The sequence below is a fragment of the Pseudomonas sp. IT-P2 genome (genome assembly GCF_949767575.1).
In the GTDB taxonomy this organism is placed as follows: domain Bacteria; phylum Pseudomonadota; class Gammaproteobacteria; order Pseudomonadales; family Pseudomonadaceae; genus Aquipseudomonas; species Aquipseudomonas pharyngis.
On record NZ_CATKQA010000011.1, the window covers coordinates 753171 to 776960 of the forward strand.

Below are 23790 nucleotides of genomic sequence, written 5' to 3' on the forward strand. Positions count from 1 at the left end.
TCGACAAGTACAGTGTACGGAGAAACACCATGAGCCAGACTCAGGCAGAACGACTCCAGGCGGAGCGCAAACTGGCGGAAAACCAGTTCGACATTACCCAGTACCAGCATGTGCCACGGCGTTATTACGGGCGGATCTTCTTCGCCACCGTGATCGTCATCGCCATCATCGGCCTGGTGCGGGCCTTCGCCGAAGGCAAGATCGAATGGTCGTACATCGGCCAGTTCCTCACCTCCGAAGCGATCATGTGGGGCCTGTTCAACACGATCATCATGGCCGTGCTGGCCATGGCGCTGGGCATCGTGTTCGGGGTGATCACCGCGATCATGCGCATGTCGGCCAACCCGATCCTGCGCTACGTGGCCGTGACCTACACCTGGCTGTTTCGCGGTACGCCGCTGATTCTGCAACTGCTGTTGTGGTTCAACCTGGCGCTGATCTTCCCCACCATCGGCATTCCCGGCCTGTTCGAACTCGACACCGTGAGCCTGATGACCCCGTTCGTGGCCGCCCTGCTCGGCTTGAGCATCAACCAGGGCGCCTACACCGCCGAAGTGGTGCGCGCCGGCCTGCTGTCGGTGGACACCGGCCAGTACGAAGCCGCCAAGTCCATCGGCATGCCGCGCTTGCAGGCGCTGCGCCGGATCATCCTGCCGCAGGCCATGCGGATCATCATTCCGCCGGTCGGTAACGAATTCATCGGCATGGTGAAAATGACCTCGCTGGCGAGCGTCATCCAGTACTCGGAACTGCTCTACAACGCCCAGAACATCTACTACGCCAACGCCCGGGTCATGGAGCTGCTGATCGTCGCCGGTATCTGGTACCTGGCCACCGTCACCGTCCTGTCCTTTGGTCAAAGCCGTCTGGAGCGTCGTTTCGCTCGCGGCGCCGGCAAGCGTTCTTGAGGAGTCGAACATGAGAAACATCGTCAAGGCCGTGAGCCTGAACAAATATTACGACCAGTACCACGCGCTCAAGGACATCAACATCGAGGTCGAGCAAGGCGAAGTGCTGTGCATCATCGGCCCGTCGGGCTCGGGCAAGAGCACCCTGCTGCGCTGCGTCAACCAGTTGGAAAAAATCGACAAGGGCGGCCTCTGGGTCGACGGCGAACTGGTCGGCTACCGCGTCGTCGGGCACAAGCTGCACGAACTCAACGAGTCGCAGATCGCCCGTCAGCGCCTGGCCACCGGCATGGTGTTCCAGCGCTTCAACCTGTTCCCGCACATGACCGTGCTGCAAAACATCATCGAAGGCCCGTGCCAGGTGCTCAAGCGTTCGCCCAAGGAGGCGCACGAAGAAGCCCTGGAGCTGCTGGCCCGGGTCGGCCTGGCCGACAAACGCAACAGCTACCCGATTGAACTGTCGGGCGGTCAGCAGCAACGGGTGGCGATTGCCCGCGCGCTGGCCATGCGACCCAAGCTGATGCTGTTCGATGAACCCACTTCGGCACTCGACCCGGAACTGGTCGGTGAGGTGCTGTCGGTGATGCGCGATCTGGCGCAGACCGGCATGACCATGATCGTCGTCACCCATGAACTGGGCTTCGCCCGGGAGGTTTCCAACCGCATGGTGTTCATGGACGGCGGGCAGATCGTGGAGGCTGGAAGCCCCGAAGAAATACTAATAAGTCCGCAAAACCCGCGCACCCAAAGCTTCATTTCTGCCGTTCGAACCTGAGGCCCCTTTGGCCTTCACAACACTCATAAGAGAACGTCCATGAAGAACTTCGTCATTCCAGCAGTACTCACCTCCCTCATGTCTTGCGGTGTCGCCGTGGCCGCCGAGTTGCCGGCCAGCATCAAGGAAAAAGGCGAGATCGTCGTCGCGATCATGCCCAACTATCCGCCGATGGATTTCAAGGACCCGGCCACCAACAAGCTCACCGGCCTTGACTACGACCTGGGCAACGCCCTGGCCGAACGCCTCGGGGTGAAGATCAAGTGGCAGGAAACCGGCTTCGAGCAAATGATCAACGCCCTGACCACCGACCGCGTGGACATGGTCCTGTCGGGCATGACCGACACCGCCGAGCGTCAGGCCAGCGTGACCTTCGTCGACTACTTCACCAGCGGCCCGCAGTTCTACACCTTGCAGAAGAACGCCGCGACCAACGAGATCATCGACCTGTGCGGCAAGAAAGTCGGCACCAGCCGCCGCACCACGTTCCCGGCGGAAATCGCCGAGTGGAGCAAGGCCAACTGTGAAGCCGCCGGCAAACCGGCGATCAACGTGATCGGCACCGAAGGCTCGGCCGACGCCCGTGCGCAACTGCGCCAGAGCCGCATTGATGCGGCGATGCAGGGCAGCGAAACCCTGTCGTACCTCAAGACTCAGGAAAAGGACATGTACAAAACGGTCGGCCAGCCGATCTCCGTGCAGTTCACCGGGTTGGGTGTGAGCAAGAAGAAGCCTGAGCTGAGTGAGGCGGTGAAAGTGGCGTTGCAGAGCATGGTGGATGACGGCAGCTATAACGCGATTCTGAAGAAGTGGGATCTGGAACTGGGTGCGATCAAGGATGTGACCATTAACGCGGGCAAGTAAACCTTCGCCACGGATGCCCGGCTGCGATCAATCAAAAGATCGCAGCCTTCGGCAGTTCCTACAGATGAGTATCGGAGCGCTGTGATGTCTTCATCACCCCAACCCACCTGGCCCGACCAGCACAAAGCCTGCCTCGCCCTGGCCTTCGACCTCGATGGCCCCACCGGCGATGCCATGCTTAACGGCTCGATCTGGCACAAACCCGAATACTTCGGCTTCGGCGGCTACGGCCCCTACCGCGCCCTGCCGCGCCTGCTGGATCTGCTCGACACCTTCAAGATCCCGACCACCTTCTTCGTCCCCGCCTGGGTCGTGGAAAACTGGCCGAAACAATGCCAGGCCATCGTCGAGCGCGGTCATGAAGTCGCCTACCACGGCTACAAACACGAATCCTTCTACGCCCTGACGCTGGACCAGCAGCAGGCCGTGATGAATAAATCCCGCGATGTGTTCTGGCAATACCTGCACATCCGCGCCGAGGGGTTTCGCACCCCGTCGGGTGACTGGCGCGCCGAAACCCCGGCGATGCTGGCCGACAACGGCGTCATCTATTCCAGCAGCATGCGCGGCGACGATCGCCCGTATCTGGTCAACGTCCCCGGCCACGACACGCCGCTGGTGGAGATCCCCGGCCGCTGGGAAATGGACGACTACGCCTCCCTCGCTTACACCCGCGCCCCGAACTTCCCGTCCGGGCTCGATCGCACCGCCAGCTACGAGCTGACCCTCGACAACTGGCAACGCGAATACGACGGCGCAATGGACGAAGGCCTGTGCCTGACCACCCTGTTCCACCCGAAAATCACCGGCAAACCGGGGCGCATCCTGTTGCTGGAGAAACTCTTCGAACACATGCGCCAACGCGATGACGTGTGGTTCGCCACCTGCCGCGACGTCGCCCGCTGGTGGCTGAAGGAGCATCACCATGGCTGACTCCAGCAAACTCTGGCCCGCCGGCAAACGCTGCGCGGTGGTGCTGACCGTCGATTACAACGACATCCACGGCATTCTCACCCAGGCCCCGGAAGTCGTCGGGCGCGACAAGACGCTGTCGGTGTGGCGCTACGGCACGCAACGCGGCGTCGAGCGTTTGCTCGGCCTGTTCAGGGAACTCGGGGTGCGCAGCAGCTGGTTCGTGCCCGGCATCGTCGCCGAGGAAAACCCGCAGCACATCGCCGCGATTCTGGCTGACGGCCATGAAATCGCCTGCGCCGGTTACCGCCATCAGGATTACGACACGCTGGATCTGGCGGCGCAGAGTGCGGAAGTCGCCAAGGGTTGTGCAGCGCTGCAAGCATTGACCGGCGCGCGTCCGACCGGTTTCCGGATTCCCGCCGGCAACGGCGCGCCGGGCTTCATTGAAGCCTTGAAAGATCACGGCATTCTCTGGTCGTCATCTTGGCGTGGCGATGACCTGCCGTTCTTGCACCCGACCGCGCCCGAAGTGGTCGAGTTGCCGCTGCATTACGAACTGGAAGACGAACCCTACTTCGCCTTCAACCTGAGCCCGGCCGTACCGCCGGCGCAATCGCGGATCGCCTCTTACAGCCACACCCTGGGCAACCTGCAAATGGACTTCGCCGGCTTCCACCGCTTCGGCCTGTGCTACGTGCTGCGCCTGCACCCGGAAATCATCGCCACGCCAGGACGCATCGGCGTGCTGCGCGAATTGCTGCAAGGCATTCAGCAGCATGACGACGTGTGGATCGCCACCGGCGCCGAAGTCGCGCAGTGGTGGGCGCAAACGGCGGCGCCGGTCGCGCAGGATCATCCGGCGTCGGTGTATGAGCGCCATTATCGGGACTACCTCGTATGACCGAACGCATGCAGCGGCTGGCGCGGTTTTGCGTCGAGACCCGCTTTGAAGACCTGCCGCCAGCGTTGGTGGAACAGGCCAAGCGACACATTCTCGACACCTTTGGCGCAGCACTGGCCGGGGCCGACAGTGCGGTGGCGTTTCAGGCACGGCAGGTGTTCGGCGCCGAACCCGGCACTGCGTTGGTCTGGGGTTCATCGTTGCGGGTCGGCGCGGGGCATGCGGCATTGCTCAACGGCATCGCCGCCCATGCGCTGGAGCTGGACGACACCGGCGGGTGCGATCACTCGGGCGCGGTGGTGCTTCCGGCGGTGATGGCGGCACTGTCGCTGGTGGATCGGCCGGTGGACGGTCGCGAGTTCATCACCGCCGTGGTGATCGGCTACGAAATCGGCCGGCGGGTGCTGGAGGCCTGCGGCAGTTATTCGGCGCACAACGGCGCCGGCTGGCATTCGACCGCCACTTGCGGCGTGTTCGGCGCGGCGGCGGCCTGTGCGCGGATCTTTGCGCTGGATGTCGGGCAAACCGTGTCGGCGCTGGGCATCGCCGGCAGTTTCAGCGGCGGGTTGTGGGCGTTCATCCATGACGGTTCGCAAAGCAAGAAACTGCACAGCGGCCGGGCGGCCGAGGGCGGTTTGCTCGCGGCGCGTTTTGCCCGTGAAGGCGTCAGCGGGCCGTCGGTATTGTTCGAGGATGTCTGGGGTGGTTTTCTCAAGACCCTGGCGCCAAGCAGCGCGCAACCGGATGCGCTGGATGCCGAATTGGGGCGTGTGTGGAAACTCGCGCGCTGTTCGATCAAACCCTACGCCGCGTGCCGTGGCACCCATTCGGCCATCGATGCGCTTGGGTTGTTGCTGGAGCAATTGCAGGTCGGCGCCGATCAGGTGGAAGACGTCCAGGTGAACCTGTGCGGGTTTCTGCTCGACATGTGCGGCGGTCGCGACATCCAAAGTCTGGCCGCCGCGCAAATGAGCCTGCCCTACGCCCTCGCCGCGCGACTGGTGCACGGCCATTGCCGGCTCGAGGCTTACGATGAGCAGCCGCGCAACGATCCGCAAATCACCCACTGGCTGACGCGCATTCGCCTTGAAGTGGATGAGCGACTGTCGGAGGATGGCGAGCCGCTGGTCATTCTTCGAACCCGCGACGGGCGTCAGGCGAGTCTGTGTGTCGAGGTGCCGCTGGGCGCGCCGGGCAATCCGCTGAGCGAGGCGGCGCTGGAGGAGAAGTTTTTCAGTCTGGCGCTGCGAGTCATTTCACCGGTCAAGGCCGAGCCGTTACTGGCGCAGCTGCGGCAACTGCAAACGCTGGATTCCGTGCGCGATCTCGAGCACCTGTTAACCGAATAAGGACATTTGATTTTCCGTGGCCACTTACTCGCTCGTTATCCGCCGCCTGATGATCGTCTCGCTGACCATCGTCGTCAGCCGCGCCATCACCAGTCCGTTGCTCACGCTGTTTCTGAGCAACAAGCTCGGCCTCAACCAACAGGATGTCGGGTTGTTGCTGGGCATCGCGGTGTTCATCGCCACCCTGCTCGCGCTGTACGGTGGCTACATCATCGACCGGCTGGAAAAGCGCCGGTTGCTGATTCTGGCGATGCTTTCCAGCGCCATCGGCTTCGTGCTGCTGACCTTCGCCAAAGACCTGTATCTGACGACCCTGACGCTGGTCATCACCGAAACCGCTTCGGCGCTGTTCCTGATCGGCTCCAAGGCGATCCTCAGTGAAAACCTGCCCATGGGCCAACGGGCCAAGGCGTTTTCCCTGCGCTACACCCTGACCAACATCGGCTACGCCACTGGCCCGATGCTCGGCGTGGTGATCGCCGGGGTCTACCCGATTGCGCCGTTCCTGATTGCCGCCGGCATCGCTTTCGGCAGCATCTTCCTGATGATCGGGATTCCCAAGGATGCCAGCCCGGTCGCCGCCATCGGCCAGCCGCAAAGTTTCCTGAAAACCCTCATCACCCTGAAAAACGACCGCACGTTGATCATGTTCACCTGCGGCTGTCTGCTCAGCACCGTGGTCCACGGCCGCTTCACCCTGTACCTGTCGCAATACCTGCTGGTGGTCGAGGATTCGCAACGGGCGTTACAAACCATGGCTGCCCTGCTCGCCTGCAACGCCATCGCGGTGATTCTGCTGCAGTACCAGATCGGCCGCTTCCTCAACCGGGAAAAACTGCGCTACTGGATCGCCGCCGGCACCAGCCTGTTCATCGTTGGATTGATCGGCTTCAGCCTGGCCGACAGCCTGGTGTCGTGGTGCATCGCGATGTTCATCTTCACCCTCGGCGAGATGATCATTTACCCGTCGGAATTTCTGTTCGTCGACACCCTGGCGCCCGAAGAACTGCGCGGCAGCTATTACGGCGCGCAGAACCTGGCGGCCCTCGGCGGCGCGCTGAGCCCGGTGATTTGCGGTTTCCTGCTGATGCACACGCCGGCGCCGACCATGTTCTACGCCCTCAGCGCACTGACGGCGATGGGCGGGTTCCTGTGTTTCATGAGCGGGCGACGCGTGGCTTTACTTCACAAATAATGCACTGAAACTGCATTTATATGAATTTGTCAGCATCGAGATTGCTTGGCACACTGTGCGCGTTCCTCCCCCAATAGTTGGAACACTTCGAAGGACTTTCCGCGTTTACGGACAAGTCCTTTTTTTTGCCCTGAATTTCGCAAAGGATCGATTCTGCATGCTCGCTCGCTGGTTGCCCGCCGCCATCAACACCCGCCCCACTGAATGGAGCCGCGCCGCCATCGGCATGGCCCTGGGCACGTTGTTCAGTGTTTGGGCGTGCAGTCAGGTGTTCGGCATTGAAGTGGCCTACCACCTGATCGGCCCTCTGGGCGCTTCGGCGGTGCTGTTGTTCGCCGTATCGTCCGGCGCCCTCGCCCAGCCGTGGTCGATCATCGGCGGTTACCTGTGCGCGGGCGTCGTCGCGTTGCTGGTGGCCCACGTCCTCGGCCGAACCCTCGGCAGTGCCTGCCTCGCCGCAGGCATGGCGCTGATCCTGATGTGCTGGCTGCGCTGCCTGCACCCGCCGGCCGGCGCCGTCGCGTTGACCATGGTGCTGGCCGACCCGATGACCATCGCCATGGACTGGAAAGCCCTGGAACCGGTGATGCTCAGCGCCGCGTGCCTGCTGCTCGCCGCACTGGCCTACAACAACCTCACCCGCATCCGCTACCCGAAACGCCCCGCAGGACCGGCGCCGGCCGTGGCGCCGGTGGATATTCAGTCCATTACGGCCGAGGATCTGAAACGGGCACTGGCCGATATGGAGGCGTTCATCGACGTCACGCCGGAGGATCTGGAACAGTTGATTCATGCCAGTGAACTGCACGCCAAACGGCGCAGCATTGGTCAGGTGTTCCGCTGAGTCCGGAGCCTGTACCTGTCAGCGTTGTCGATTGAAAAGAAGCCGCGATCCCGTGCATTTGGCCTAAGGTAAAAATGCAGACAGCCCGTGCACATATCCCCGTTGTACACGGCAAATTTGCACTGTTACGATCCGCTAACGCTCGCGCGCGAGCTTCTCGAATAAAGACAATAAAAGCAGGGAGTTAGTGATGACTGCTCAGGCTTCATCCCCGCGGACTTCGTCCATGGATGCCACGCCGCACGAAGTGCTGGCCGAGGTTCGCAATCACATCGGTCATCTGACCCTCAACCGCCCCGCCGGCCTCAATGCCCTGACCCTCGACATGGTGCGCCAGCTCCAGCAACACCTGGACGCCTGGGCCGCCGATGCCGATATCCACGCGGTGGTGCTGCGCGGTGCCGGCGAGAAAGCCTTTTGTGCCGGTGGCGACATTCGCTCGCTCTACGACAGTTTCAAAAGCGGCGACACGCTGCACGAAGATTTCTTCGTCGAGGAATACGCCCTCGACCTGACGATCCACCACTACCGCAAACCGGTGCTGGCGCTGATGGACGGTTTCGTCCTCGGCGGCGGCATGGGCCTGGTGCAAGGCGCCGATCTGCGGGTGGTCACCGAGAAGAGCCGTCTGGCGATGCCGGAAGTGGCGATCGGCTATTTCCCGGATGTCGGCGGCAGTTATTTCCTGCCACGCATTCCCGGTGAACTGGGGATTTATCTGGGCGTCAGCGGCGTGCAGATCCGTGCGGCGGATGCGCTGTATTGCGGCCTCGCCGACTGGTATCTGGACAGCAGCAAACTCGGCATCCTCGACGAACAGCTCGATCACCTGGAGTGGCACGACACGCCGCTCAAAGACCTGCAAAACCTGCTGGCTCGCCACGCCGTGCAAACCCTGCCCGATGCGCCGCTCGAAGCCTTGCGTCCGGCCATCGACCACTTCTTCGCTTTGCCTGACGTGCCGAGCATCGTCGAGCAACTGCGCGCCGTGACGGTCGCCGACAGCCACGAATGGGCGACCACCACCGCCGACCTGCTGGAAACCCGCTCGCCGCTGGCCATGGGTGTGACCCTGGAAATGCTCCGTCGCGGCCGCCATCTGAGCCTGGAACACTGCTTCGCCCTCGAACTGCATCTGGATCGCCAGTGGTTCGAACGCGGCGACCTGATCGAAGGCGTGCGCGCCCTGCTGATCGACAAAGACAAATCACCACGCTGGAATCCGCCGACCCTGGCCGCGCTGCACGCCGAACAGGTCGCGAGTTTCTTCCACGGTTTCGCAGAGAGCGGGAGCTGAGCCATGCACGATCTCGAATTGACTGAAGACCAGGTCATGATCCGCGACATGGCCCGGGACTTTGCCCGTGGCGAAATCGCGCCCAACGCACAAGCCTGGGAAAAGGCCGGCTGGATCGATGACGCCCTGGTGGCGAAGATGGGCGAACTCGGCCTGTTGGGCATGGTGGTGCCGGAGGAATGGGGCGGCACCTACGTCGACTACGTGGCTTATGCGCTGGCGGTGGAAGAGATTTCCGCCGGTGACGGCGCCACCGGCGCGTTCATGAGCATCCACAACTCGGTGGGCTGCGGGCCGGTGCTCAACTATGGCAGCGAAGAACAGAAACAGACCTGGCTGGCGGATCTGGCCAGCGGCGCGGTGATCGGCTGCTTCTGCCTGACTGAGCCCCAGGCCGGCTCCGAAGCCCACAACCTGCGCACCCGCGCCGAACTGCGCGACGGGCAATGGGTAATCAATGGCGCCAAGCAATTTGTCAGCAACGGCAAGCGGGCGAAACTGGCGATCGTGTTTGCGGTGACAGATCCGGATCTGGGCAAGCGTGGCATCTCGGCGTTTCTGGTGCCGACCGATACGCCGGGATTCATGGTTGACCGGACCGAACACAAGATGGGCATTCGCGCTTCCGACACCTGCGCAGTGACGCTGAACAATTGCAGCATTCCCGAAGCCAATCTGCTGGGTGAACGCGGCAAAGGTCTGGCGATTGCCCTTTCCAACCTGGAAGGCGGACGCATCGGTATTGCCGCGCAAGCATTGGGCATCGCCCGTGCGGCGTTCGAGGCGGCGCTGGGTTATGCCCGTGATCGGGTGCAGTTCGGCAAGGCGATTGTCGAGCACCAGAGCATCGCCAACCTGCTGGCGGACATGCAGATGCAGATCAACGCGGCCCGCTTGATGATCCTGCACGCGGCGCGGCTGCGCACGGCGGGCAAACCGTGCCTGTCGGAGGCTTCGCAGGCCAAGCTGTTTGCGTCGGAAATGGCCGAGAAGGTGTGTTCGTCAGCGATTCAGATTCATGGCGGGTATGGGTATCTGGAGGATTACCCGGTGGAGAAGTATTACCGGGATGCGCGGATTACCCAGATTTATGAGGGGTCGAGCGAGATACAGCGGATGGTGATTGCTCGGGAGTTGAAGAACTATCAGCTCTGACTGATCGCCCCCACGCAATGCGTGGGGGCGAACGCTATTACTTGCCCTGGAACTCGGCAGGCCGCTTGGCCACAAACGCCGCCATCCCTTCCTTCTGATCCTGCGTCGCAAACGCCGCATGGAACACCCGACGCTCGAAGCGCACGCCTTCAGTCAGGTTCACTTCGAACGCACGATTCACGCTTTCCTTGACCATCATCGTAATCGGCAGCGATTTGCTGGCGATCACTGCAGCGACTTTCAGCGCCTCATCCAGCAACTCGGCACTCGGCACGATCCGCGCGACGATGCCGCAGCGCTCGGCTTCCACCGCGTCGATCATGCGACCGCTCAGGCACATTTCCATGGCCTTGGCCTTGCCCACCGCACGGGTCAGGCGCTGGGTGCCGCCCATGCCCGGCAGCACGCCGAGGTTGATTTCCGGCTGGCCGAATTTGGCGTTGTCGCCGGCCAGGATGAAGTCGCACATCAGCGCCAGTTCACAGCCACCGCCGAGGGCAAAACCGTTGACCGCCGCGATGATCGGCTTACGGCGGTTGGCCACGCGGTCGCTATCGCTGAACAGGTCGTCCATGTAGATCTGCGGGTAGGTCAGATCGGCCATTTCCTTGATGTCGGCGCCGGCGGCAAAGGCTTTGGTCGAGCCGGTGATGACGATGCAGCCAATGTTCGCGTCGGCTTCAAAACCATCGAGCGCGCGGTTCACTTCGCTGACCAGTTGCGCATTCAGGGCATTCAGCGCCTGCGGGCGATTGAGGGTGATCAGGCCGACGCGGCCATGGGTTTCCAGCAAAATCGTTTCGTAACTCATGTGCAGATTCCTTCTCAAAGATTGCGCGAAATGACCATGCGCTGAATGTCGCTGGTGCCTTCGTAGATCTGGCAGACCCGCACATCGCGGTAGATGCGCTCCAGCGGGAAGTCGTTGAGGTAACCGTAACCGCCGAGGGTTTGCAAGGCCATGGAGCAGACCTTCTCGGCCATTTCCGAGGCGAACAGTTTGGCCATCGACGCCTCGACCAACGCCGGCTGACCGCTGTCGCGAAGGGCGGCGGCGTAATGCACCATCTGCCGCGCCACGGCGATCTGGGTGGCCATGTCCGCCAGGCGGAAGGCCACGGCCTGATGCTCGATGATCGGCTTGCCGAAGGTGTCGCGTTCGCGGGCGTAATCACGGGCCGCCTCGAACGCGGCGCGGGCCATGCCCACCGATTGCGAAGCGATGCCGACGCGGCCACCTTCGAGGTTGGCCAGGGCGATCTTGTAGCCCTCGCCCTCCTCGCCCAACCGGTTGGCCACCGGCACTTTCACGTCTTCGAACAGAATCTGGCAGGTGTCCGAGGCGTGCTGGCCGAGCTTGTCTTCGATGCGGGCGACTTTATAGCCCGGCGAGTCGGTCGGCACGATGAAGGCGCTGATCCCGCGCTTGCCCGCGCTCGGATCGGTGACCGCAAACACGATCACGATCCCGGCGTTCTGTCCGGAGGTGATGAACTGTTTGCAGCCGTTGAGCACGTAGTGATCGCCTTCAAGGCGTGCACGGGTTTTCAGGCTGCTGGCGTCGGAGCCAGCTTGCGGTTCGGTCAACGCGAACGCACCGAGCATCTCGCCGCTGGCCAGCGGTTTGAGGAATCGCTCGCGCTGGTCGTCGTTGCCGAACTTGAGGATCGGCACGCAACCCACCGAGTTGTGCACGCTCATGATCGTCGAGCAGGCGCCGTCGCCGGCGGCGATTTCTTCCAGGGCCATGGCGTAAGCCAGGTAACCGGTGTCGCAACCGCCCCACTGCTCCGGCACCAGCATGCCGAAGAAGCCCAGCCCGGCCATTTCACCGATGGCTTCTTTCGGAAAGCGGTGCTCGCGATCCCACTCGGCGGCAAACGGTTTGAGCCGTTCCTCGGCAAACTGCCGGGCCATGTCGCGGATTTGTTGTTGGTCGTCATTGGGAATCATGGCAAATCCTTAACTCGGGTTCAGACGCACTCGACAGCCATCGCCGTGGCCTCACCGCCACCGATACAGATCGCCGCGACGCCGCGTTTCAGGCCTTTCTGGCGCAGGGCCGAGAGCAAGGTCACCAGAATCCGCGCGCCGGACGCACCGATCGGGTGGCCCAGAGCGCAGGCGCCGCCGTGGATGTTGAGCTTGTCGTGGGGGATTTCCAGGTGGGTCATCGCCGCCATGCCGACCACGGCGAACGCTTCGTTGACCTCGAACAGATCGACCTGATCCAGCGACCAGCCGGTTTTCTTCATCAGCTTCTTGATCGCCCCAATCGGCGCCACCGGGAACAGGCCCGGAGTATCGGCAAACGCGGCGTGACCGTGAATCACCGCCAGCGGTTTCAGACCTTGTTGCTGCGCTTGCGACTGACGCATCAGCACCAGTGCGGCGGCGCCGTCGGAGATCGAGCTGGAGTTGGCCGCAGTTACCGTACCGCCCTCGCGGAACGCCGGTTTCAGCGAAGCGATCTTGTCCAGTTTGGCTTTTGGCGGCTGCTCGTCGTTGCTGATGATCACTTGTTCTTTGCCGACGGTGACGGTCAGCGGAACGATCTCGGCCTTGAAGCTGCCGTCCTTGATTGCCTGCTGGGCGCGGGTGGTCGAGGCGATGGCGAAAGCATCCTGAGCCTCGCGGCTGAAGCCGTTGGTTTCGGCGCAATCCTCGGCGAAGGTGCCCATCAGGCGGCCCTTGTCGTAGGCGTCTTCGAGGCCGTCGAGGAACATCGAATCCAGCACCCGGCCGTGGCCCATGCGGTAACCGGCACGGGCGCGATCCAGCAGGTACGGCGCGTTGGACATGCTTTCCATGCCGCCGGCGATCACCACATCGGCACTGCCGGCCAGCAGCATGTCGTGGGCCAGGATGGTGGTTTCCATGCCCGAGCCGCACATCTTGTTGACGGTGGTGCAGCGGGTGGACTTGTCCAGTCCGGCGCCCAGCGCAGCCTGACGCGCAGGTGCCTGACCGAGACCGGCCGGCAACACGCAGCCGAACAGCACTTCATCGACCGCATCGGCGGCGACACCGGCGCGTTCAACCGCAGCCTTGATTGCAGCTGCGCCCAGTTGCGGCGCGGTCAAGCTTTTCAGTTCGCCCTGAAAACCGCCCATCGGGGTGCGGACGGCGCTGACGATGACAATCGGATCGTTGGAGATGGTCATGGGAAATCCTCCTTACTTGGCGGCCATGCGCAAGGCACCGTCGAGACGGATCACCTCGCCGTTGAGCATGCTGTTTTCAATGATATGCCGCACCAGCGCGGCGTATTCGGCAGGTTTGCCCAGACGCGGCGGGAACGGTACGCCGGCGGCCAGCGAGTCGCGCACTTCCGGGGTCATGCCGGCCATCATCGGGGTTTCGAAAATGCCCGGGGCGATGGTCATCACGCGAATGCCGAAGCGCGCCAGCTCACGGGCCGCAGGCAGGGTCAGGCTGGCGATGGCGCCTTTGGACGCCGAATACGCGGCCTGACCGATCTGGCCGTCGAACGCAGCGACCGAGGCGGTGTTGATGATCACACCGCGCTCGCCGTCAGCGTTGGCTTGGCTTTCAGCAATCGCGGCTGCCGCCAGACGCAACATGTTGAAGCTGCCGATCAGGTTGACGTTGATCACCTGCGCGAAACTGGACAATGCGTGCGGGCCGTTCTTGCCGAGGATTTTCTCGCCGCGAACGATGCCGGCGCAGTTCACCAGACCATTCAGGCTGCCGAAGGCTTTAACGGTCGCCTGCACGGCGGCTTCGGCGGCGGCTTCGTTGCTGATGTCGGCCACCACGCTCTGCGCCCCCAGGCGCTGGGCCTGAGCAGCGACGGTATCGGCGTTCATGTCCACCAGCATCACTTTGGCGCCGGCGCTCACCAGCAATTCAGCGGTGGCGGCACCCAGGCCGGATGCGCCGCCGGTGACGATAAAAACCTTGTTCTCGATCTGCATGACTGACTTCCTGATTCAAGCTGAAACGTTGTGCGCCGCGGCCTCTTGAGCCTTGGCGATTTCCTGGTTGCGCAAGATAAAGCGCTGCAATTTGCCGCTCGGGGTTTTCGGCAACTCGCTGACAAATTCGATTTCACGGGGGTACGAATGCGCGGCCAGACGCTTGCGCACGTGTTGGCGCAGTTCTTCGGCCAACGCCGGTTCGGCGCGGTATTGCGGGTTGAGCACGACGAAGGCTTTGACCAGTTCGGTGCGCTCCGGATCGGGCTTGCCGACCACTGCGGCTTCAACGACGGCCGGGTGTTCGATCAGTGCGCTTTCCACGTCGAATGGGCCGACCCGGTAGCCGGAAGTGGTGATGACGTCGTCGCTGCGGCCGACGAAGCTGATACTGCCGTCCGGGTTCCACTCGACGGTGTCGCCGCTCAGGTAGTAATTGCCGACGAAGGCTTTGGTCGGCGCGCCTTCGTAACCGGCGAACCAGCACATCGGCGACTGTGTGCGGTCGATGGCGAGGATGCCGGGCTGGCCGACGCCGAGTTCATTATTCTGCTCGTCGAGCACCACGATGCGATGGCCCGGCGAAGCAAAACCGGCAGCGCCGAGGTGGATCGGGTGTTCGAGGCCGTGGTGGTTGCACAGGACCATGCCCAGTTCGGTCTGGCCGTAGTGGTCGTGAATGACCACGCCGAGGTTGTCGGCGAACCAGCGAATCACTTCCGGGTTCAACGGCTCACCGGCGCTGCTGACGATGCGCAGCTTGCCCTTGATCGACCTGGCGAACTCATCGCCACCGGCAATCAACAGGCGATACGCAGTGGGCGAACCGGTGAGGTTGGTGATCCCGTACTTGTTGATCACCCGGCAGGTGCTTTCGAGGGTGAACGGGCCATCGTAGAAGGTGATCGGATGGCCCATCGACAACGGGCCGGTCACGCCAAAATAGATGCCGTAGGCCCAGCCTGGATCGGCGACGTTCCAGAACGCATCTTCCGGGCGCAGGTCCACGGCGTCACGGGTGTAACTCTGGAACGCGACGATGGCCTTGAGCGGCACCGACAGCGCTTTCGACGGGCCGGTGGTGCCCGAGGTGAACATCAGCAGGAACGGGTCTTCGCCGGTCAGCATCAGCGGTTCGCAGACATTGGAATGGTTGGGCAGCTCGGCCCAGAAACTGAAATCGCCACGGACGATGCCCTGGCCTTTCGGGCCGCCGACAGTGACCAGGGTCGGGCAGTCGGCGACTTCGCTGAGTTTTGGCCGGTTGGCGGCGTCAGTGACCACGACTTTGGCGCCGGAACTGTTCAGGCGATGTTCGAGGGCTTTGGGGCCGAACGCGGTGAACAGCGGTTGATACACCGCGCCGATGCGCCAGGTGGCGAACACGGTGATCAGCAATTCGATATTGCGTGGCAGCAGGCCGGCGACCTTGTCGCCCTTCTGCACGCCCTGGGCGAGAAGGAAATTGGCGAAACGCGCGGCTTTGTCCTGCAGGTCGCTGAAAGTGTACGTCGCACTGGCGCCGTCGCGGCCTTCCCAGAACAGCGCGATGCGCCCCGGCAAGGCGTGGCGGTCACAACATTCGACGCAGGCGTTGAGCGCCTCGAGCGTGCCGCTGAGCGCGGCATCCACGGTGTGCTGATAATCAAACTGTGCGGTGGCAGACAAGTAATCGCGCATTGCCAGAATCCCTCTGTTCTTATTAGGTTGGGGAACCGTAAACAACAGAGGAATACTCGCGCCGCACGCCGGCTGCGGCAATGGTCAAAGCCCTCAAAGTGGATGACTGGTTTGGCCAAGGTTTCGGTTGCAACTGATCGTTCCCACGCTCTGCGTGGGAATGCAGCCCGGGACGCTCCGCGTCCCCTCCAGAGCTGGAACGCGGAGCGTCCCTTGAGGCATTCCCACGCAGAGCGTGGGAACGAGAATCAACGGTGGGAGGTGTGGATCAGACCGCTTCGTTGAGGATCAAGCTGCGATAGTGCCCAGGATTGGTCCCCGACCACTTGCGAAACGCCTTGTAGAACGAGCTCGCATCGGCAAACCCCAGTCGCGTGGCAATCTCGGCAAAACTGATCGAAGGCTCAGCCAGCCAGGTGATCGCCAGCTCCTTGCGCACGCTGTCCTTCAACCCCTGATAAGTCTGCCCTTCTTCCGCCAGACGCCGGCGCAGGGTCGAGGCCGACATGCACAACTGTTGGGCCAGCGCGTCGGTTTCCGGCCAATGTTCGGCGGGCAACTGCCGCAGATCCTGCTTGATCCGGCTCGCAAGGCTTTCCGGGTCGCGGTACTTCACCAGAATGTTGGCCGGGGCATGGGCCAGGAAGCGTTTCAATTCCTCGGCGCTGCGCTTGATCGGCAGATCCAGCACATCAGCGGCGAAGATCATCCGCGTGCGTGGCCGGTCAAAGCGCAGGTTTTCCGAGAACATCACCCGATAGTCATCACAGAAATCCGGCGCCGGGCAGCGCAGCTCAATGGCCAGGATCGGAATTCGCCGTCCCGCCAGCCAGCACGCCACGCCGTGGACGATCATCCAGTAAGTAAAATAGGTGAAGGCGCGGCGCGGTTCCGGGTCGTCTTCCAGCAGAACGATCTCTGCCAGACTCTGCTGGTGCACCAGTTGCGCCGGCAGACGTTCAAGCATCAACGACAGAAAATTCAGACCGCTGCTCAGCCCTGCCGCCAGATTCGGCTGGGCCATCGCGCTGCGGCAGAGGAATTCGAGGCTGCCGGATTTCAGCTTGCGCGGGTCCATGCCGAAGAACTCGTCATCGCCGCGCCGCGCCAGCAGGCGCCATAACCGCGCGTACTGGCTGGCCGGCACGCGGGCGTCGTCGGTGGACAGCAGCGCCGGATCGATCCCGACCTTGCTCAAGACTTCTTCCGTGGCCACGCCCGGGGCACAACTTTGCAGCAGTGCTTCGCGCACCAGTTGAATGGCGATGGTGTCTTTTTCCGACATGGAACCCGCTGAGCCCTGTTGTTGTTCGAGTGGCGGGCATCTTAGCGCAGCTGACTCGGTGGCGTGGATGTTCAGACTCGTTCAGCTCCGGTTCAGCTAAATGTCAATGAATACCATGTGAGAATGACTTTCATTATGTTACAACTTGTAACCTCATTTCGTTACACAGTGACCGCCGAATGCTCGTTCCCTTTTTGATCATGTTGCGCGAAGGCATCGAAGCCGCGCTGATCGTTGGCATCATCGCCAGCTACCTGCAACAGACCGGCCGTGGACAGTGGATGCCGGCAGTGTGGATCGGGGTGTTTCTCGCCACCGCGCTGGCGTTGCTGGTTGGCGGTGGCCTGGAACTGGTCAGTGCCGAATTCCCGCAAAAGCAGCAGGAACTGTTCGAAGGCGTGGTCGGGCTGGTGGCCGTGGGCATTCTCAGTTCGATGGTGTTCTGGATGCGCAAGGTGGCGCGTTCGATCAAGCATTCACTGCAAGCCTCCCTCGACCATGCACTGACCGCTTCGAAGCATCAGGTCATCGCGCTGATCGCCATGGTGTTTTTCGCCGTGGCCCGGGAAGGTCTGGAAACCGTGTTCTTCCTGCTGGCCGTGTTCCAGCAGAGCGAAGGCCCGGCCGCACCGATCGGCGCCCTGCTCGGCCTGATTCTGGCGATCATCGTCGGCTTCCTGATCTACAGCGGCAGCATGCGCCTGAACCTGTCGGCGTTCTTCCGCTGGACCGGGCTGTTCATCCTCGTGGTCGCCGCCGGGATTCTCGCCAACTCGGTGCAGGCCCTGCATGAAGCCGGGGTGTGGAACCACCTGCAAACCGTGCTCTTCGACTTCAGCGCGACGCTGCCGATGGACGGCCCGCTGGGCTCGGTGCTGGCCGGCATGTTCGGTTATCAGGATGCACCAACCGTCAGCACCCTCGGCGCGTACCTGATTTATCTGCTGGTGGCGCTGGTCATGTTCTTCATGCCGGCGCCCAAGCCTGCTGCCCAATCGTCTTCCGTTTCCAGCCAATAAGGGCCTTCATGTCAAAGCCTAAAATTCCTCAGGCCTCGCCTCCCCGCGCCTTGCGCTGGGCGGTGGCCGGTTCGGTGGTCGTGATGATCGCCGCCGGTGGCCTGTTCTACTACGCCTCGAAACTGGCCGCCGCCAAACGTCAGCACAACCGTGACGAAGTGGTGGTCAACATCCATCCCCACAGTTGCGAGCCGAACGCCCTGACCGTGCCGGCCGGTCGCGCCAGTTTCCGCATCGTCAACCGCTCCGACCGGGCGGTGGAGTGGGAAATTCTCGACGGCGTGCTGGTGATCGAAGAGCGCGAGAACATCGCGCCGGGCCTGAGCCAGGTGATCAACGCCAACCTGCAACCCGGCGACTACGCCATCACCTGTGGCCTGCTGAGCAACCCGCGCGGCACCCTGCACGTGACGCCAACCGCCGCTTCCGATGCCGCCGCCAAGGCCAAGCCATCGATGGTTGCCTTCGTCGGGCCGCTGTCGGAGTTCCGCGTCTACCTGGCCAGCCAGGGCAGCGCGCTGATCAAAGCCGTGACGGCGCTGAATCAAGCCATCGACAGCGGCGATCTGGCCCAGGCCCAGGCGTTGTATTTGCCGGCCCGCGCCGCGTATCAGCGTCTGGCCCCCGCCGCGCAACGCCTGGCGGAGCTGGACAACAGCATCAACGCCCGCGCCGATTACTTCGAAAAGCGCGAGCAGGATCCGGCCTTCGTCGGTTTCCACCGCCTCGAATACGCGCTGTTCCAGCAACGCAAACTCGACGGGCTGACACCGATTGCCCAGGGCTTGCTCGACAACGTCACCACGCTGAAACAACAGCTGCTGGCCCAGTCGCTGCCGCCGGAGCAACTGGTGGAAATCGTCGTGCGCAACCTCAACACCCTCGCCGACGTGCGCGCCGCCAGCGGCGAAGAGGAACGCTACAGCCACAGCGATCTCAACGGCTTCGCGGCCAATCAGGAAACCGCGCACAAAGTCGTCGAACTGCTGCGCCCGCTGCTGAGCAAATCCGCCGCCGACCTGCTGCCGAAAATCGACAGCGCGCTGGCTGATTTCGATACCACGCTGAACGGCTTCAAGGTCAAGGACGGCTACGCCAGTTACGACACCGTCAACGGTGAGCAACGCAAGCAGATCGCCGACAAGGCCAAGGCTCTGGCCGACGCCCTCGACGCCATTGATCCCGCCCTCGGCCTCTCGGGCCTGTAAGCAGAAGACAAATACCGATGAACGATTCCGAACACTTCAACCTGCAACGTCGCCGCGTACTGATGGGCATGGGTGCCGCCGGTGTCGCACTGGCCGGCACAGCTTTGAGCTGCCCGGCGATGGCCGCCGCGCCTGCGCAAGTCACCGAAGCGCCGAGCAGCGACAAGACCCAGGATCACCACGATTTCCATGGCGTGCACCAGACTGGCATCGTCACCCCGCGTCCGGCGGCCGGCATGCTGGTGGCGTTCGATGTGCTGGCCAGCGACCGTGAAGACCTCGAACGGCTGTTCCGCACCCTTAACGAGCGCATCGCGTTTCTGATGAAGGGCGGCCCGGTGGCGCAGATCGATCCGAAGCTGCCGCCGCCGGATTCCGGAATCCTCGGCCCGGTGGTGACGCCGGACAACCTGACCATCACCGTGTCCGTCGGCGAATCGTTGTTCGATGAGCGCTTCGGCCTCGCGTCCGCCAAACCCAAGCGCCTGGTGCGCATGGTCGGTTTCCCCAACGATGCGCTGGAAGCCGATTGCTGCCACGGTGACCTGAGCCTGCAGTTCTGCTCCAACACCGCCGACACCAACATCCACGCCCTGCGCGACATCGTGAAAAACCTGCCGGACCTGCTGCTGGTGCGCTGGAAACAGGAAGGCAGCGTGCCGCCGCAAGCCCCTGCCAAACCCGGTGTGCCGGCGCAATCGGCGCGTAACTTCCTGGGTTTCCGTGACGGTTCGGCCAACCCGGATTCCAACGACGGCAAGGCCATGGACCGCATCGTCTGGGTGCAACCGGGCAGCGACGAACCGGCCTGGGCGGCCCACGGCAGTTATCAGGCGGTGCGAATCATCCGCAACTTCGTCGAACGCTGGGACCGCACGCCATTGCAGGAACAGGAAAGCATCATCGGCCGGGTGAAAACCACCGGCGCGCCGATGGGCGCCAGCCATGAAACCGAAGTCCCGGATTACAGCAAGGACCCGGAAGGCAAGCTGACCAAGCTCGACGCGCACATTCGCCTGGCCAACCCGCGCACTGCCGCGAGCCAGGCCAACCTGATCCTGCGCCGGCCGTTCAACTACTCCAACGGCGTGAACAAGAACGGTCAGCTCGACATGGGCCTGCTGTTCATCTGTTACCAGTCCGACCTGGAAAAAGGCTTCATCACCGTGCAGACCCGCCTCAACGGCGAACCGCTGGAGGAATACCTCAAGCCGGTCGGCGGCGGTTATTTCTTCACCCTGCCGGGTGTCACGGGCGACAAGGACTTCATTGGTCGCTCGCTGCTGGCTGCCACACAACCCAAAACAACTGCATAACAACAGTCATATCAGGAGCCGCCCCCATGAAAAAGACGCCACTCGCGTTATTGCTGACCCTTGGTTTGCTCAACACCCCGCTGTCGGCGTTCGCCGCGACCGCGCCTCTGGATCTGGTGGGGCCGGTGTCGGACTACAAGATCTATGTCACCGAACAATTGGATGAACTGGCCAGCCACACCCAGCAGTTCACTGACGCGGTGAAAAAAGGCGACCTGGCCACCGCGCAAAAGCTCTACGCGCCGACCCGCGTTTATTACGAGTCGATCGAGCCGATCGCCGAGCTGTTCAGTGACCTCGACGCCTCCATCGACTCCCGTGTCGACGACCACGAGCAAGGCGTGAAAGCCGAAGATTTCACCGGCTTTCACCGCATCGAGTACTCGCTGTTCTCGGAAAAGAGCACCAAGGATCTGGACGCCCTGGCCGATGGCCTGAACAAGGACGTGAAGGACCTGCAGACCCGCGTCGCCGGCCTGACGTTCCCGCCGGAAAAAGTCGTCGGCGGCGCCGCTGCGCTGCTTGAAGAAGTTGCCGCGACCAAGATTTCCGGTGAAGAAGACCGTTACAGCCACACCGACCTCTACGACTTTCAGGGCAACATCGACGGCGCGAAGAAAATCGTCGACCTGTTCCGTCCGCAGATCGAGAAACAGGACAAGGCCTTCGTCGCCAAAGTCGACAAGAACTTCGCCACCGTGGACAAGATCCTGGCCAAGTACAAGACCAGTGACGGTGGTTTCGAGACTTACGACAAGGTGAAAGACAACGACCGCAAGGCGCTGGTCGGCCCGGTCAATACCTTGGCTGAAGACCTGTCGACGTTGCGTGGCAAACTCGGTCTGAACTGAGTCCGCGCATAAAAAAATCCCCCGGACGCGTGCTGCGTTCGGGGGATTTTTTGTGGGCCGGTTTTAGAGAATGCGATACAGCAACCGCTCGACCCGCACCCGGCTCACGCGCTTGAGGAACTTGGCCACACCCGCCGGGTAGTCCGGCAAGGCTTCCAGGTCCTGGAATCGCTCGATCCGCGTGGTGTATTCGAAGATGTTTTCCAGCTCCACGCGGCGCGGCTCCAGCCACTCGCCTTTCGGGTCATCGATCAGCAAGGCGTTTTCCAGATCGAGCCGGAACGCCCGCGGGTTCAGGTTGTTGCCGGTCAGCAGCGTGTAGCGCTGGTCGATCCACATGCCCTTGAGGTGATAGCTGTTGTCGCCTTCACGCCACAGGTGCAGGTTCAACTGGCCGCTGTCGATGTTGCGCTGATGCCGCTTGGCGAAGCGGCGCAGGCTGATCTCGTAGAGATACGGCAGCGCGGCGATCACCTTGAACGGCTCGGTCGGCGGAATGTAGAAGTCGTTGGCCGTCTTGTCACCGACCACGATGTCGATCTTCACGCCACGGGCCAGCGCCCGGTTGATCTCGCGGATCACCCCCAGCGGCAGGTTGAAGTACGGCGTGCAGATGGTCAGTTGCTTCTGGGCGCTGGCGATCAGCTCCAGGATCACCCGGTTCAACGGGTTGTTCTTGCCCACGCCGAGCAACGGGCTGACCGACAGGCCGGCATGCGCCGTGCTGCCGGCGCTGGTGTCGTAGGCCGCATATTTGAGGCGGCTGCGCAGGTCGCCGATGTCGTTGCGCAGGCTGCGGGTGGTCGGCAGGTGCGGCAGGTCGAGGCGATGCACCGCTTTCGATTCGATCAGGCCGTGCTTGACCAGGTGGTGCATCGAGTCCGCCAATTCACGGCTCTGCAACACGTGATAACGGTCGAAGCGGTACCTGTCGAACTTGTGCAGGTAGACGTTGTTCAGGCTGGCGCCGCTGTAGACCACGCAATCGTCGATCACGAAGCCTTTCAGGTGCAGCACGCCGAACAGCTCGCGGGTCTGCACCGGCACGCCGTAGACCGGCACCACGCTCTGGTGGGTGCGGGTCATTTCCTGATACCACGCCGAGTTGCCCGGCTGCTTGCCGGCACCGATCAAGCCACGCTGGGCCCGCAGCCAGTCGACGACCACCGCGATTTCAAGCTCGGGACGCTTGAGTTTGGCGGCGTGCAAGGCATCGAGAATTTCCTGGCCGGCTTCATCGTTTTGCAGATAAAGCGCGACGAGGTAGATGCGCCGGGTCGCCTGGGCGATTTTCTCCAGCAGGCAACGACGGAAATCGGCGGCGCCGGGCAGGATTGTCACGGCCTCGGCGGTCAGCGGAAAGCTGCGCAGTTTGGGCAGCAGAGAGCGTTTGAAAAGCAACGGCATAGGGCTCGCAATGGGTCGAATCCGAAGAACCCGAGAGCTTACACCATCAACTCCTTCGGGTCTTGTGAGTGTCTGTAATGACTGACCGTTCCCGCGCGCTTGAATGATCGTTCCCACGCTCTGCGTGGGAACGCAGCCCGGGACGCTCCGCGTCCCTTCCAGAGCTGGAACGCGGAGCGTCCCTTGAGGCATTCCCACGCAGAGCGTGGGAACGATCAAGTAGAACGCGAGAGCGATCATAAAATAACTGCTTGACCAAGGAGAACGATCGTTCTACTGTTCACCACATGAACGAAATCACAAGCAACGACACAACCCGAGACATCATTCTGGATGTCACCGAAAAGTTGATCTACAAAAGTGGCATCGCGGCCACCGGCATGGATCTACTGGTGAAAACCGCCGGCGTTTCCAGAAAGAGTATCTACCGCTACTTCGCCAACAAGGAGGAGCTGACCGTCGCCGCCCTGCAACGCCGCGACGTGCGCTGGATGCACTGGTACAGAAGCGCCGTCGACCAGGCCGAGACCCCGGCCGACCGCCTGCTCAACCTGTTTACCGTGCTCAAGGGCTGGTTCGCCTCTGAAGGTTTCCGGGGCTGCGCCTTTATCAACACCAGCGGTGAGACCGGCGATCCGCAGGATCCGGTTCGCCAGGTCGCCAAAGACCACAAACAGAAACTGCTCGACTACCTGTGCGAGCTGTGTACCGAACATGGGGCCGAGGACCCGCAACTGCTGGCCAAACAGTTGCTGATCCTGATTGACGGCGCCATTACCGTAGCGCTTGTGATGGGTGATCACAGTGCCGCCGATAATGCGCAATGCATGGCGCGAAAGTTATTGGACCTGTAACGCCTTAATAAGCCTGACAAGTTGTTTAA

General features: G+C 62.4%; 22 protein-coding genes. 15 read left to right on the top strand and 7 right to left on the bottom strand.

The window, feature by feature from the left end; all coding sequences use genetic code 11:
* The first annotated feature begins 29 nt into the window (after positions 1-29).
* From ACM6JM_RS10115 to ACM6JM_RS10160, 10 genes are all read left to right on the top strand, one after another.
* Positions 30-908: an amino acid ABC transporter permease gene (locus ACM6JM_RS10115; protein WP_011334265.1), complete on the top strand. Its 879-nt coding sequence runs from the start codon at positions 30-32 to the stop codon at positions 906-908.
* A 10-nt stretch (positions 909-918) separates the two neighbouring features.
* A complete protein-coding gene (locus tag ACM6JM_RS10120) occupies positions 919-1683 on the top strand; it encodes an amino acid ABC transporter ATP-binding protein (protein ID WP_039768627.1) in 765 nt (254 codons plus the stop codon).
* A 39-nt stretch (positions 1684-1722) separates the two neighbouring features.
* Entirely contained in the window at positions 1723-2547 is an 825-nt protein-coding gene (locus ACM6JM_RS10125) for an ABC transporter substrate-binding protein (RefSeq protein ID WP_074690517.1), read from the top strand.
* Positions 2548-2631: 84 nt separating this feature from the next.
* Positions 2632-3480, top strand: a complete 849-nt coding sequence (locus tag ACM6JM_RS10130; RefSeq protein WP_414881786.1) for a polysaccharide deacetylase family protein — start codon at positions 2632-2634, stop codon at positions 3478-3480.
* A complete protein-coding gene (locus ACM6JM_RS10135) occupies positions 3473-4363 on the top strand; it encodes a polysaccharide deacetylase family protein (protein ID WP_414881787.1) in 891 nt (296 codons plus the stop codon). Before ACM6JM_RS10130 ends, ACM6JM_RS10135 begins: the two co-directional genes overlap by 8 nt.
* A complete protein-coding gene (locus ACM6JM_RS10140) occupies positions 4360-5712 on the top strand; it encodes an MmgE/PrpD family protein (RefSeq protein WP_414881788.1) in 1353 nt (450 codons plus the stop codon). The genes ACM6JM_RS10135 and ACM6JM_RS10140 overlap by 4 nt, the downstream gene beginning before the upstream one ends.
* 16 nt (positions 5713-5728) lie before the next feature.
* A complete protein-coding gene (locus ACM6JM_RS10145; protein ID WP_039768637.1) occupies positions 5729-6907 on the top strand; it encodes an MFS transporter in 1179 nt (392 codons plus the stop codon).
* Positions 6908-7064: 157 nt separating this feature from the next.
* Complete coding sequence (locus ACM6JM_RS10150; protein WP_074690512.1) at positions 7065-7751, top strand: HPP family protein; 687 nt, start codon at positions 7065-7067, stop codon at positions 7749-7751.
* A 190-nt stretch (positions 7752-7941) separates the two neighbouring features.
* Positions 7942-9048, top strand: a complete 1107-nt coding sequence (locus ACM6JM_RS10155) for an enoyl-CoA hydratase/isomerase family protein (protein ID WP_103385212.1) — start codon at positions 7942-7944, stop codon at positions 9046-9048.
* A 3-nt stretch (positions 9049-9051) separates the two neighbouring features.
* Positions 9052-10203, top strand: a complete 1152-nt coding sequence (locus ACM6JM_RS10160) for an acyl-CoA dehydrogenase family protein (RefSeq protein ID WP_414881789.1) — start codon at positions 9052-9054, stop codon at positions 10201-10203.
* Between the two features lie 37 nt (positions 10204-10240).
* Here the strand turns inward: ACM6JM_RS10160 and ACM6JM_RS10165 are convergent, their stop codons facing one another.
* The 6 genes from ACM6JM_RS10165 to ACM6JM_RS10190 all read right to left on the bottom strand — a co-directional run bounded on the left by ACM6JM_RS10165 (position 10241) and on the right by ACM6JM_RS10190 (position 17106).
* A complete protein-coding gene (locus ACM6JM_RS10165; RefSeq protein WP_064381493.1) occupies positions 10241-11014 on the bottom strand; it encodes an enoyl-CoA hydratase in 774 nt (257 codons plus the stop codon).
* Positions 11015-11028: 14 nt separating this feature from the next.
* On the bottom strand, positions 11029-12156 hold the full coding sequence (locus ACM6JM_RS10170; RefSeq protein ID WP_007951274.1) for an acyl-CoA dehydrogenase: 1128 nt from the start codon (positions 12154-12156) through the stop codon (positions 11029-11031).
* 20 nt (positions 12157-12176) lie between these two features.
* Positions 12177-13367 carry an acetyl-CoA C-acyltransferase gene (locus tag ACM6JM_RS10175; protein ID WP_414881790.1) on the bottom strand — a complete coding sequence of 397 codons (1191 nt, stop codon included), beginning with the start codon at positions 13365-13367 and terminating at the stop codon, positions 12177-12179.
* A gap of 12 nt (positions 13368-13379) precedes the next feature.
* A complete protein-coding gene (locus ACM6JM_RS10180) occupies positions 13380-14141 on the bottom strand; it encodes an SDR family NAD(P)-dependent oxidoreductase (protein ID WP_134333541.1) in 762 nt (253 codons plus the stop codon).
* A 15-nt stretch (positions 14142-14156) separates the two neighbouring features.
* Positions 14157-15821: an AMP-binding protein gene (locus ACM6JM_RS10185; protein WP_103385210.1), complete on the bottom strand. Its 1665-nt coding sequence runs from the start codon at positions 15819-15821 to the stop codon at positions 14157-14159.
* 268 nt (positions 15822-16089) lie between these two features.
* Positions 16090-17106 carry an AraC family transcriptional regulator gene (locus ACM6JM_RS10190; protein WP_039768653.1) on the bottom strand — a complete coding sequence of 339 codons (1017 nt, stop codon included), beginning with the start codon at positions 17104-17106 and terminating at the stop codon, positions 16090-16092.
* Positions 17107-17285: 179 nt separating this feature from the next.
* Between ACM6JM_RS10190 and efeU the strand changes: the two genes are divergently transcribed.
* Genes efeU through efeO (ACM6JM_RS10210) form a run of 4 tightly spaced genes read left to right on the top strand, consistent with a single transcriptional unit; the run spans position 17286 to position 21500 of the window.
* Positions 17286-18125 (top strand): iron uptake transporter permease EfeU, encoded by an 840-nt coding sequence (gene efeU / locus ACM6JM_RS10195; RefSeq protein WP_039768655.1) that lies wholly within the window; start codon positions 17286-17288, stop codon positions 18123-18125.
* Between the two features lie 8 nt (positions 18126-18133).
* A complete protein-coding gene (efeO, locus tag ACM6JM_RS10200) occupies positions 18134-19333 on the top strand; it encodes an iron uptake system protein EfeO (protein WP_103385209.1) in 1200 nt (399 codons plus the stop codon).
* Positions 19334-19350: 17 nt separating this feature from the next.
* Positions 19351-20649: an iron uptake transporter deferrochelatase/peroxidase subunit gene (gene efeB / locus ACM6JM_RS10205; protein ID WP_414881791.1), complete on the top strand. Its 1299-nt coding sequence runs from the start codon at positions 19351-19353 to the stop codon at positions 20647-20649.
* Positions 20650-20675: 26 nt separating this feature from the next.
* Positions 20676-21500, top strand: a complete 825-nt coding sequence (gene efeO, locus ACM6JM_RS10210) for an iron uptake system protein EfeO (RefSeq protein ID WP_210710638.1) — start codon at positions 20676-20678, stop codon at positions 21498-21500.
* Positions 21501-21563: 63 nt separating this feature from the next.
* Here efeO (ACM6JM_RS10210) and pssA read toward each other — a convergent pair whose 3' ends face one another.
* A complete protein-coding gene (gene pssA / locus ACM6JM_RS10215) occupies positions 21564-22907 on the bottom strand; it encodes a CDP-diacylglycerol--serine O-phosphatidyltransferase (RefSeq protein ID WP_414881792.1) in 1344 nt (447 codons plus the stop codon).
* Positions 22908-23194: 287 nt separating this feature from the next.
* Between pssA and ACM6JM_RS10220 the strand changes: the two genes are divergently transcribed.
* A complete protein-coding gene (locus tag ACM6JM_RS10220) occupies positions 23195-23761 on the top strand; it encodes a TetR/AcrR family transcriptional regulator (protein WP_414881793.1) in 567 nt (188 codons plus the stop codon).
* The last annotated feature ends 29 nt before the right edge of the window (positions 23762-23790 follow it).